This is a genomic window from Bremerella alba, from assembly GCF_013618625.1.
Classification (GTDB): domain Bacteria; phylum Planctomycetota; class Planctomycetia; order Pirellulales; family Pirellulaceae; genus Bremerella; species Bremerella alba.
This window is the reverse complement of the sequence record NZ_JABRWO010000001.1, coordinates 1-12,108: the sequence shown is the minus strand read 5'-3', so window position 1 is coordinate 12,108 and position 12,108 is coordinate 1. Positions and strand designations below refer to the sequence as shown.

Sequence of the window (12,108 nt, the reverse complement as noted above, 5' to 3'; positions counted from 1 at the left end):
CGTTTTCAGCGTTACTAGAGATCTTGCGAAGCGTTTTGTTTTCATTCTTTTCCTACATGTCAGTGGAGCTATTCTCTTTGAACGTTCAAATAAAACGCGGCTTTACCCTGGTGGAACTTTTAGTCGTCATCGCAATCATTGGGATTTTGATCGCTTTGCTTTTGCCGGCTGTCCAACAAGCGCGGGAAGCTGCCCGTCGTATGCAATGCACCAATCAGCAAAAGCAATTGGCCTTAGCAATGCACAACTACCACGACACGCACAATACTTTGGTTCCCGGCTCTCGTATGAAAGGAAATGCCGGGGGCGGATCTGGCCCCAGTGACCCCGTGTCCAATGTGTCTTGGATCGATCACGGATCGTGGTACATCATGATTTTGCCTTTCGTTGAGCAGTCTGGGCTAGATAGCCTGATCGATCATAATCGTCCCTGGGCAGGAACCACCCACAATGCGGCGGCACGCCAAGTTCAAGTGCCCATGTTTGGGTGTCCATCCGATAAAATGATCCAAACCTGTTTGGGAACAACCGCCGAAGACAATTACTCGACATGGACCGGCAGCTATGTTGTCAATTTTGGAAATACCAACTACGGCCAAACAGCTCAGGATGGTTTAGCTTTTCAGGGTGCTCCATTTAGTCAGCAAGAAGGCCAGGGGTTTCGGGATATCACCGATGGGCTATCCAACACGCTCATGACCTCGGAAGTGATTACCTCCGATCAAACAACCAACAATCTCATCGTCAGCGAAATCAGTTACGCCAAGGGCGGGCAAACGTTCAACGGCTTTCTAACACCCAATTCCAGTGCACCTGATCAATCCACACGTGGTTGTCCGCTCGACACGGCATGGAACAACGTTGCCAGTTGCGTATTGCTTGCCAGCAACTGGGACAGTATTCAAGAGGTGGTCATTGCCCCACGAAGTCGACACACGGGCGGCGTTAACGCGACACTGTGCGATGGTTCGGTACGTTTCTTTAGCGAAACGATCGACACCGTTACCTGGCGTTCTCTTAGCACGGCTCAAGGGGGAGAAGTTGTTGGCGAATACTAACGTTCTCTAATGCCCTCTTTCCTAACACCTTCAGACCGCAAAGCCGTCGCGTTAATGCATCCAGATCTTGTGAAAGGATCTGTGTCACGAACCGGCAGTTCTCGCGCGTTTTCGATTCCCGCAAATCAAGACACTTCACTCCTACCGAGATCCGTCGAATGCACACCTTCTCTTCACGCTCACCAAAAAAAACGCGAACATCCTTGCCGCTCGCCATATTGCCACTGGCGATAGGCATGGCATTTATTTTGTCGCATCCACTTATGCAAGTAAGCGGAGCGGACTCAAGTAGCGATTCATCGCAGCCAGAGAGCTATCCAGCCCCGGGGATAGAATTCTTCATTCCGGTTGAACTCGAGCTATTTCAAAAGGGAGCGATACTCTTTTTAGATCGGGAATATACGGCACCTACGGTTCCCAAACGTTTTCAAGGCATGAGCATCGCGACGACAAGCATTGATGGGTTTCGCATGCGATGTACAAGCCCAGGAGTCGTTTTCGCCTTGACGCCAAATAGCGATCAACCTGGTGCCGCAAGCCAAGAAGACGGTTTAATCAACCAAGGATTTGAAAAGCTTTCCGAGGATGAGTTTCAACTCTTTGGCAAGAACAAGATCGATCGCGTCTCAGCATTCCGCAAGACGTTGCAAAAAGACGAAACGTTAAAGGTCGACAAGTGGGCTGTTTTACTATTGCCGGCAAATACGAAGATAACGAAGTGGCAACCCAAGCCTTGGTCAGAGAATCAAGGCGAGTTACTTTACAACTCAATCCGTCTGCCCGCGATGTGGCCTCCGGAGAATGTCATCGCGAAAGATGACTCCCCACTTCCAGTTCCTTATGTTGAGTTTCCTCCGGAGAATATTGCCATCGACGTAGGACGTCAGCTGTTTGTCGATGACTTTCTTATTGAATCGACGACCTTGACGCGTACCTGGCACAAGGCACGCAAGTTCGAGGGCAACCCAATTGTATCTCCCAAAACCGATCTTGAGTTAGGCACCTCAAGCGGAAACTCTCCGATGGCCGCGCCCTTTAGTGGCGGAGTCTGGTACGACCATAACGACAATCGTTTCAAAATGTGGTATTGCGCTGGTTGGTTCGATGGAACAGCCTACATAGAAAGCAAAGATGGCCTTCATTGGGAACGCCCTGAACTTGAGGTCGTTCCTGGCACCAACAGAATCGTCCCTCGCAAGGGAGTTCGTGACTCAGCGGCCGTAATCTTCGATCCATTCACAGACGACGCAGCACAACGTTTCAAGATGCTGATCTGGAGCCGTCCTCAAGGGGGCGAAAGCTTCACTTCTGCCGATGGCATCCAGTGGAGCCAACCGGTCGCCACAGGCTCCATGGGAGATCGTAGCACAATCTTCTTCAATCCCTTTCGCGAAAAATGGGTTTATAGTATCCGGTCTGGATGGCATGGCCGAAGCCGAAACTACAGCGAATGCGACGATTTTCTGGCAGGTGCCCCCGTATCTGACCAAGTGAGGTGGATGCGGGCAGATAACTTAGATTTGCCAGACGACCATTGGTTTTATGCTTTTCCGGATCGTACTGGTAAGCCAACCACTCCTTCGCTTTACAACCTGGATGCCGTGGCCTACGAATCGTTGATGTTAGGAGCTTTAGCTATCTATCAAGGTCCGGACAACGGAACCTGTGCGAAGGAAGGTGTTCCGAAGCTAACGGAGATCCATCTTGGGTTCAGCCGTGACGGTTTCCATTGGCATCGACCGGACGACCGCACACCTTTCATTGGAGCTTCCCGAGAGGAAGGTGCCTGGGATCGAGGCTATCTCCATTCCAACTCTGCGATTTGCTTGGTAATGGGAGACGAGCTGTGGTTCTATTACACCGGTTTTCAAGGCGACCCCGAGAGAAAGAATCTGCCGATCGATGCCAACGGTATGTACGCCAATGCGTCAACGGGAATAGCCAAGCTAAGAAGGGACGGCTTCGCATCCGTGGATGCCGACGGGCTTGGGGGTAGCTTGACGACAAGGCCGGTCGTATTTCAAGGGAATCGCCTTTTTGTAAACGTCGACTGTCCCGAAGGAAAACTGACTGTGGATGTCATCAACAAAGATGGAGATGTCCTCGAAAAATATTCGGCGGAAGATTGCCATGTCATATCCGAAAACAGCACACTTAAAGAAGTTACCTGGAAAGAAGGGAGCGATCTTTCGTCCCTTGCTGGCGAGCCGATAAGATTCCGCTTTCATCTTCAAAACGGTCGACTGTACTCGTTCTGGGTCTCACCTGATGAATCTGGGGCAAGTCATGGATTTGTTGCTGGAGGTGGTCCAGGCTTCAAAGGGCTTATCGATACCACTGGAAAGACAACGGTTGCCGACGAGCAAGAGTAATAAACCTGCTTAGCGTCTTGGGAACTTTCTGACTAGGCAAAAACACCACGGAAAACAATGGGCATTGAAGGGATCATTGTCGCCAGTTTGATCATCATGGCGATTCTCGCAACACGCTATTTGAAAAGCATAGCGTTTACTGCTTGGGTGCTCGCAGGAGTAGGTACAGCCTTTTGCTATCCAGAAGCCTTTCAAGTCTGGTGGGGAATCTCTTTGGGGGCCCTGATCGTTCCCTTAATTCAACTGATTATGTTCGGCATGGGGACCACCCTAAGTGCCGGGGACTTCCTGCGAATCGTAAAGGAGCCTTGGCCGGTATTACTTGGGATCTCGCTGCAGTATGGAGTCATGCCAATTACGGGCTACCTGCTGGTTCTTTCTTTTGGCTTCAGCGGTGAATTAGCAGCGGGAATCATACTTACTGGTGCGTGCTCGGGAGGTGTGGCGTCAAATCTAATGAGCTATATCGGAAAAGGGAATGTTGCCTTATCCGTTACGATGACGGCCCTCTCAACCTCAATTGCACCGATTATGACCCCGATGATTATGACCATCTTCGCTGGTCAGTACATCGACGTCGATACGTTCGCCATGCTGATTGGCGTGGTGAATATCATTATTGCTCCTGTTATTGCAGGCATGGTTGCCCATACTATTCTCTTTAGTCAGGAGCGATGGCTGAATCGGCCCAGCATTTTGCTCGGCGTGTCGATCGCGTTCTTAGCGACGGGTACGTCCGTCGCCTTATTGTTTGCAAGCCACGCCCCGCAGTTGCAGGGATTTGCCAATAGCCTGTCATTCTCTCTCATCCTTATTGGATCGATGGCAACCGTGAAAACGGTCCTGATAACGATGGGGCGAAACGGACAAACCTGGCTAGATCGCGCACTGCCGATTTTATCGATGTTTGGTATCTGCGCTATCTTGATTATCATCACAGCGCAGACTTACGACGTCTTGATTCAGGTTGGCGGTATGCTCTTCGTTGCGGCGGTGATTCATAACGCAGTTGGGCTATCGGTCGGATACTGGGGAGCTAAGGCCGTTGGCAACCTGACAGGCAGGCTTGGCCATTGGTTAGGTGTTTTTGATTCCCCGCTCTCACGTCTTTCTGAAAGCGACTGCCGAACTGTTGCGTTTGAGGTCGGTATGCAAAACGGAGGCATGGCGACGGGGCTTGCCGTAAACGTCCTTAAGAGCCATGTGGCCGCATTGCCTCCGAATGTTTTTGGTACCTGGATGAATATCTCAGGGTCGCTTCTGGCAAACTATTGGAGCCGAAGCACCGAACGGTCGCTAGATGCTACTCAAGCCATCGAAGTAGCCCCTGAACCTCTCTCGCGATGATCAGCCACTACGAGTGAAATTATTCGCACACCTTTTATTCCATTTTGACTTTTCCAAATAAGGCCGTTGTCTCTATGTTATCTCGATCAATTCGTATGGGACTTTTAGTTCTCGCAACTTTGGTCTTGTGTGGGTGCAATGCCCAAGACGGCCTTCAGCGTGCGTCGGTCGACGGCACTGTAACCGTGGACGGAGTCCCTGTTGAGATGGGCTCCATCACGTTTATACCGACGGACGGAACGATCGGGCCCGCGACAGGCGGCAAAATTGTAGATGGTAAATACCAAATTCACGCCTCGGATGGCCCAGTACCAGGCCAACATCTTGTGCAAATTATGGGGCGACGAGGGACCGGTAAGTTCAAACAAGAAAAGCTTGAAGGCGAAATTGTGAACACGGAAATTATTGAAGAGATGGTCCCCAAGAAGTATCGAGGCAAATCCGAGCTAAAACATAAGGTTCAAGCCGGAACAAACACTTTGAACTTTGACTTGACTACTGACGATTAAACGACCGTAAGTTGAAGTTGTCTTTGCCACCACCGCGTTCTAATCAAGCACCGTACGTTGCCCCAGCCCCCCTGCAACAAAGGTCAGATGCCGAGACAGCAAGGCGAGGATCCGATTGACTATCGAACCGCGACCCCCATTCGTGCTGTTCAGTTGCTCGTTGATACTCGCTGTTAGTATTGTAGCGGTCGGTTGCTCCAAAATCGCACAGTCCCCGCACAGGCCACGCAGTTCTTACTGGTAACGCCTAGGCACTTATTCAGGACACGCTTTTTTTGAACCGTGCGGCAGCAGTTTGCACGCCAAGTGCCTGAACGAACAAAGGTTCTTGCCACGGCTCGACGTAAAGAAGAAGATAGAACTCTGGTGTTGCGTTAATGCCGAGCACCGCTACTGCAGCCCTCTGGGTAGCTTGGCCAGATGAAGTTCCTGTATTTTGTCGCATAGGCTATTACGGAAAAGGGGCAGGTCGCATGTGGCAAAGAGAGTTTTGACCTGAAGAGATTCAGAAGCATATAAAAATGAGAACAGTCGACTTGTCGTATAGAACGAAATTATTTGCGGCTCGCAAGATGATACCTCCGGCAATGTGCATTGCTCTGGTCTTGTCATTGGTTTCGCTCTGCCATGCAGAGTCCGAGAGCGAGGCGGCGCTTCGGGCCGATGCACAAAAAACATTCAAAGAAAAGGTCGGCCCCTTCGTCAAGAAGTACTGTATAAGTTGCCACGGTACTCGTCCCGAGGCAGGAATTAATCTTCAATCTGCCCTTAGGACCCCCGGCGCCACGTCGTCGTTCCTGCACTGGAAGAAGTCGGTCGCCAACGTCAAGGTGCACGACATGCCGCCCGAATATGCGGATGAGATCCCTTCCGAAGAGCAACGCCGCCAATTCATCGAGTGGATCGGCAAACTCAAGTATTTGGCTCCACGCGACCCAGGCTCCTTCGTGCTTCGTCGGCTGAGCAAAGTCGAGTACGGCAACACACTACACGACCTTTACGGAGTATCCCAGTCGATCGCAGACAGCCTGCCAGAAGAGGTCGTCGGCGAGGGTTATCTGAATTCGATTTCTCCACTGCAGTCTGAGTTATTTCTCGATATCGCGAACAAGGTTGTCAATCAGGTCGTGGCACCGGAGGATGACCCGCCGACAAGAGTCCAGAAACGTCTTTTTGGCGAGATGCCATCCCAGGGTACTGATCTCCGTGCAGCGGCTCGCGATGTCGCACGGTCGCTGGCTCGCGACGCCTACCGACGGCCCCCTACTGAGTCGGAATTGGATGTCCTATTGAGCATCTTTGCTCTTGGGCGCGAGAACCATCTGAGTTATACGGAGTCGCTCAGCCTAATGTGGAAGGCAATCCTCGTCTCTCCACAGTTTCTCTTCATCACACCAGCGGCTGAAGTCGACTCGAAAGAGACCGTCGTACCGCTTGACGATTTTCAGCTGGCCTCCCGTCTGTCCTATTTGCTTTGGTCTGCCCCTCCCGATGCCGAGCTCTCCGAGCTTGCTGACGATGGCGATCTTCACAAGCCGGAAGTGCTACGGGCTCAGGTCGAGCGACTGCTAAAGCATGAGCGATCGCGGGCTCTGTTCGATGGTTTCGGTGCCCAATGGCTGAGAGTCGGTGAGTTGAAAAATCAGACGTTTGATCCGGATCTGTTCCCGCAAATGTCCCCTGCGCTGCGCAAGGCCATGCTAGAAGAAGCACGTCTGTTCTTTCAAAGCATCGTTCAAGAAAACCAAAGCGTATGGCGGTTTGTGGACAGCGACTACACCTTTGTGAACGAGCCACTTGCTGAATTGTACGGTCTCGAGCAATCCATTACGGGGCCGAAGATGCGGCGCGTCAAGTTGGAAAATCCCGACCGAGGCGGTATCCTCGGCATGCCGGCCACACTGGCAACTACGTCGTTCCCCAATCGGACCAGCCCTGTTCGGCGAGGTGTTTGGGTACTTGAGCAGGTTCTGGGAGAGCGTGTTCCACCACCCCCGCCCGATGTCCCCGAACTCGAAGAGCAGGAGCAGAAAAGTTTCGAGGGATTAACGTTGCGTCAAAGAACGGAGTTGCATCAATCGGAATCCACGTGCGCAAATTGTCACAAGGTTCTCGATCCGATTGGCTTCGGTCTAGAGAATTTCGACGCGATCGGTCGGTGGCGCGACAAGAATAACGCCGGCGTTGCGATCGACTCCGCAGGCAAGCTTCCCGGTGGCGAAAGCTTTTCCACTCCAGCCGAATTGAAAGGGCTGTTGGCCAAGCGAAAGGAAGACCTCGCTCGTAACCTCACCGAAAGGTTCATGGCCTATGCGATTGGGCGAAACCTGGAAGGCTATGATGAGGTCGTGATCGATCAACTGATGGTCAAGATTGCCCAGGAAGATTACCGTATGCGAACGATGATCGCGGAGGTTATCACTAGCTACTTGTTTACACATCGCAGAGTCCAAGATTGAATGCGATAACTTCTCCGAACGCGGCCGAATTAAGGACAAAGTTTGGAGTAGATAGCTACCGTTTTCAATTATAAACCAACCATGAAAAACCTGCTCCGCTATCTGTCGGCTTCGAGGAGTACGGCCTACGAACGCCCGAATTTCGTCATCATCATGGTAGATGATACAGGTTATGCGGGATTCGGTGATTTCCATACCAAAGAAGGCCCCCTCGTTGACGAGAGACACCGAAGAAGTACCGTGAGAATGCCTGCTTCCCTGCTGAGTTATTTACCCATCGTCCATCAATGAGGTTAACCACGTGGCTCAATTGTTTGTTCGATTTGTTGTTTTCACTTTGTTGCTTTGCCCTAGTGTTGGTAATGCTTCAGATCAACTCAACATCTTATTAATCACTGCCGACGACCTGGGAATTCAGCTCTCGTGCTATGGTGATCCGATCGCCCAAACACCGAACATTGACCAGTTAGCAGAGCAATCGGTTCAGTACCAAACTGCTTACGTGAGCCAGGCATCCTGCAGCCCGTCGCGTTCCACCATGTTCACAGGCCTGTACCCCCACGGAAACGGCCACTATGGACTCGCCAACGCGAACGTTGGGTTTCAGGTCCATCAGGAAATGTATGACAACTTGCTGCCCAATGTGCTGAAAGAGGCCGGGTACCGCACCGGCATCATCGGCAAGCTGCACGTGAATCCGGAAAAGCAATTCCAGTTCGACATGCGACAAGGAAATGGATTCGGGAACCGCCAAGTTAAAAAGCAAGTGCAATACGCGCGCGAGTTTATCAACCAGTCTAACGATCGACCTTGGTTCCTAATGTTCAACTTGTTTGATCCGCACGTTGCCCGCAAACGCATGCCGGATGGCGGACGAGGGCCGCAGTTCTTCCCCGATCAAGTCGAAGGATTGCCCAAGTCAGTCCTAACAGCAGACGACGTTCCCGCCTGGCCTTGGCAGCAGATCGATTCCCCAGAGCAACGCACAAAGATCGCAGGCTATTACAACTGCGTGCATCGTATCGACGCGGCGATCGGAATGCTGAAGCAAATGCTGCACGAGACGAATCAATGGGACAATACACTGATCCTCTTTTTGGGTGATCATGGACCTCCTTTCGCTCGCGGCAAGACTAGTTGCTACGAAGCCGGTCTGCGTGTGCCGTTCCTCGTTCGCTGGCCTGGGGTTTCTCAACCACATGTCTCGAAGCGGCTCGTGGGAAGCGTCGACATTTACCCAACCATCCTAGACGCAGCGGGTGTCGAAATGCCGTTAAGACTCCACGGTCGCTCACTCCGGCCAGTCTTAACGGCATCGGACTCGGCTGATTGGCGTAGCACGCTTGCTGCGGAATTCCATTACCATGGCGAGTCTCCCTTTTTCCCGCGACGTGCCATCACCGATGGGCGGTTTAAATTGATTCACAACCTTCGTGCCAATGAATTGTCGGCTTCCTCCTCCGTTGATGGAGACCGGGCACCTGCAATGGCGAAGCAACTTGGAGCCGATCATCCAGCCCGGCAAGCCCTGGAGCGATTGCAGAATCCACCGGAGTGGGAGTTATACGACCTGGAGAATGACCCCATAGAGTTTGTCAATTTGTCGAACGATTCCGAATATACCGACCAGAAACAGCGGCTGAAACAAGCGCTGACCGATTGGCAAGAGCGGACGGACGATCCGTTCACCGACCCCGAGTTCCGCAAGAAGATCGAAAAGAGGTATTCGAAATCATCCCGGTAATCGGTCATAATATGTTGATGGTCCGGCGGACTTTCCCTCCATCCGATAACAGCCCCGTAATCGGATACCAATCCCACGAAAAGGCCTTCCCATGAGTAATAACCGATTCATCAACCGTCGTGCTTGCCTCAAAGGCGTGGGCATGGCTCTTGCGTTGCCGCTGTTAGACACGATGGGCTGGGCGGAAGCGAGCGAGAAAAAGGCATTCAAACCGCCGGTACGCCTCGGATTCATGTACATGCCGCATGGCGTGATCATGGATCAATTCTGGCCTGCCGACGCGGAGAGTTTCCTGACATCACCGCCACCTGCACTTGAATCGCTGCGACCGGTAATAGATCAATGCCTGATGCTGAAAGGGATCGCGGGAGTCTCCAACGGTCCATTCAAAGGCGCGCCTCACGCACTGGAGCTATCGACCTGGCTTACAGCCGCATTGCCCGATCCGAACCGGCGGGGCGAGATCAGTATCTCGATCTCTGCAGATCAGATTGCCGCCAATGCCCTGGGTGCATTCACAACGCTTCCGTCGCTAGAACTTGCCACGATGCCTCAAACGTGGAAAGAGAACCAGGCTGGGCTGAACGAGGCCTATTATTCGCACTGCAGCTTTCGTTCCCCGACTCAGGCTGTCCCGGCCGAGATCAATCCACGCAACGTGCTCAATCGGCTGTTCAACAAGAAAGAGCAAAACGGACAGGCATCGACCGGGGCAAGTCCTTTGGACCGCAGTATGTTGGATTTGGTCCTCAGCGGTGCACGTGATTTCCGACGCACATTGCCAGCCAACGATCAGAGAAAACTCGACGAATATCTGGATAGCGTTCGATCGGTGGAACGCCGCATAGCCGCGATCGAGATCCGTCAAAAAGAGGCAGCCCTCGAGAAGACGGGCGTCCGGTCCAGCCGACGCAATGACGCGGACTCGCCACCAATCGAGATCAAGATTCCCGAAGGGGACAAACGAAGCGAGTACATGCAGGTAATGTGTGACCTGAATGTACTCGCATTTCAGACTGATACGACCCGCGTCTGCACGTACATCGGTTCCACCCCGAACGGCGTGTCCTATCCAGAGTTGGGGTTCTCGGATAAGCACCATTCGACCACTCACCACAACAACCAGCCGGAAAAGGTCAGTAAGGTTGCCGCCATCACGGCTTTCAACATTCAGCAGTTTGCCTACATGGTGAAAAAGATGCACAGCCTCAAAGAAGGGGACGGCTCGCTGCTTGATAACTGTATTATGATGTGGGGATCAGGTCTGGAAAACGGTGACAGGCATACTCGCGAAAACCTGCCGTTCATCATCGCGGGCAGGGGGGGAGGTTCGATTAATACCGGTCGCTTCCTGCCTGATATAAAGGGCAATCAAGGTGACCTGCTCACGACATTGCTCTCGGCCGCCGAAGTACCGCTAGACCGCCCGGTTGGCATCGCAACCAAACAGATCGATGAAATCAAGGCTTGACTGATTTCGAGTTGAGCAGGGCAAGTTCCACTGGTCTCATCGTGCATCTTATTCCACGACGAAAGGTATCGGCGACATGGACGGTCCGGTTATTGAACTATACTTGTCCTATTTACTTTTGGATCAAAGCATATCCGCGCGTACTCCAATCGTTTACTTGCGCTGCTTCTGCCCCAAGGCGTCCAAGAGATCGGCCGCTTTTTGCCTTGATTTCGAGAACTCCCAAGGACTCTTCCGATTTCCCCGCGTTCGATTTTGCCAACTACTGGTTGTGAGCGCGAACTCATCTAGATGGACCGTGTTTCTAGGCTCTTTGCCAATTAAATTCTGCAGAAATTTCCAAATAGGATTACCATCGAGTAAGGACCCTCTGCCGATTTCCTTTCGATCTTTACCCGCATAAATTCCTTCCGTGTTGACTCGTCCCGTGCAAAAAGTCAGACGTCGATTTGAATACAATAAAAAGCGACGAAGCTTGGTTGATTGGACATCGGTTGAACGTAGGCGAACCAGAATTATCGACTGCGAATCCGTCTTTCCGACAGAGCTTTCAATCACGAGCGCAGCACTACAAGTCAGCCGCTATTAACTTGCTGTTGAACGAGAGAAGAATTTCGGAGAAGCTAATCACGCAGCTTGGCGATGATAGTGCTTTAGCACGCCACCAAGCCGTTCACGGCCTTCTTATACGATTCGATGTCGCTTTTGGAATTGCCATGGCCGCAATAGATGACGCGGCCTTTATACTTCTTTCGCCAACCACCAGGGCGATCGCCTGATCCGGGCTGCCAGGTGAGGATGCACTTGCGAGGCATAGGAGAGTTCTCTTCGCCGTCGAATCTGGTGATACCTTTGGGACGAGATTGGGAGGTAATGACCTGCTCCCCTTTTCTGTACCAACCTAAGTGAGAAAATCCAGGATCTTCATCTGGCCAGGCTAGCCTGGCCAGATGAAGCGAATTCCCTGGGGGCCAGGTTGCCCAGGGCGCTGTGTGGTCGATGTTCGTTGTAGTCGCGTCGCCAGGATTCTATCTTCTCCTTGGCGTCCTTCAATGACAAGAACCAAGTTTCGTTCAGGCATTCTGCTCGCACGCTGCCGTTGAACGACTCGATGAAGGCGTTATCGGTAGGCTTTTCTGGCCGACTGA

General features: G+C 52.1%; 9 protein-coding genes. 7 read left to right on the top strand and 2 right to left on the bottom strand.

The features are described from left to right. The first annotated feature begins 77 nt into the window (after positions 1-77). The 7 genes from HOV93_RS00045 (at position 78) to HOV93_RS00015 (ending at position 10,960) form a co-directional block, all read left to right on the top strand. The gene (locus tag HOV93_RS00045) at positions 78-1,058 is read left to right on the top strand and encodes a DUF1559 domain-containing protein (RefSeq protein WP_207394407.1); all 981 of its coding nucleotides are present in this window, start codon (positions 78-80) and stop codon (positions 1,056-1,058) included. A 236-nt stretch (positions 1,059-1,294) separates the two neighbouring features. Next, complete coding sequence (locus HOV93_RS00040; protein ID WP_207394406.1) at positions 1,295-3,430, top strand: hypothetical protein; 2,136 nt, start codon at positions 1,295-1,297, stop codon at positions 3,428-3,430. 57 nt (positions 3,431-3,487) lie between these two features. Continuing rightward, a complete protein-coding gene (locus HOV93_RS00035; protein WP_207394405.1) occupies positions 3,488-4,777 on the top strand; it encodes a bile acid:sodium symporter family protein in 1,290 nt (429 codons plus the stop codon). A gap of 206 nt (positions 4,778-4,983) precedes the next feature. Then, positions 4,984-5,286 carry a hypothetical protein gene (locus HOV93_RS00030; protein ID WP_207394404.1) on the top strand — a complete coding sequence of 101 codons (303 nt, stop codon included), beginning with the start codon at positions 4,984-4,986 and terminating at the stop codon, positions 5,284-5,286. 521 nt (positions 5,287-5,807) lie between these two features. After that, positions 5,808-7,745, top strand: a complete 1,938-nt coding sequence (locus HOV93_RS00025) for a DUF1592 domain-containing protein (RefSeq protein WP_207394403.1) — start codon at positions 5,808-5,810, stop codon at positions 7,743-7,745. Between the two features lie 301 nt (positions 7,746-8,046). Further along, positions 8,047-9,489 (top strand): sulfatase family protein, encoded by a 1,443-nt coding sequence (locus tag HOV93_RS00020; RefSeq protein ID WP_207394402.1) that lies wholly within the window; start codon positions 8,047-8,049, stop codon positions 9,487-9,489. 91 nt (positions 9,490-9,580) lie between these two features. Beyond that, a complete protein-coding gene (locus HOV93_RS00015; protein ID WP_207394401.1) occupies positions 9,581-10,960 on the top strand; it encodes a DUF1552 domain-containing protein in 1,380 nt (459 codons plus the stop codon). Positions 10,961-11,613: 653 nt separating this feature from the next. Here the strand turns inward: HOV93_RS00015 and HOV93_RS00010 are convergent. Beyond that, on the bottom strand, positions 11,614-11,775 hold the full coding sequence (locus HOV93_RS00010; protein ID WP_207394400.1) for a hypothetical protein: 162 nt from the start codon (positions 11,773-11,775) through the stop codon (positions 11,614-11,616). Between the two features lie 109 nt (positions 11,776-11,884). After that, positions 11,885-12,108, bottom strand: a 224-nt coding sequence (locus HOV93_RS00005) for an integrase core domain-containing protein (protein WP_207394399.1), incomplete at its 5' end; no start/stop codon positions are given.

Bases quoted from the DNA above. Each gene is read 5' to 3' on its own strand.
- HOV93_RS00030 (WP_207394404.1), top strand. From the start codon at position 4,984: ATGGGCTCCATCACGTTTATACCGACGGACGGAACGATCGGGCCCGCG.
- HOV93_RS00025 (WP_207394403.1), top strand. From the start codon at position 5,808: ATGAGAACAGTCGACTTGTCGTATAGAACGAAATTATTTGCGGCTCGC.
- HOV93_RS00040 (WP_207394406.1), top strand. From the start codon at position 1,295: ATGGCATTTATTTTGTCGCATCCACTTATGCAAGTAAGCGGAGCGGAC.
- HOV93_RS00035 (WP_207394405.1), top strand. From the start codon at position 3,488: ATGGGCATTGAAGGGATCATTGTCGCCAGTTTGATCATCATGGCGATT.
- HOV93_RS00010 (WP_207394400.1), bottom strand. From the start codon at position 11,775: ATGCCTCGCAAGTGCATCCTCACCTGGCAGCCCGGATCAGGCGATCGC.
- HOV93_RS00015 (WP_207394401.1), top strand. From the start codon at position 9,581: ATGAGTAATAACCGATTCATCAACCGTCGTGCTTGCCTCAAAGGCGTG.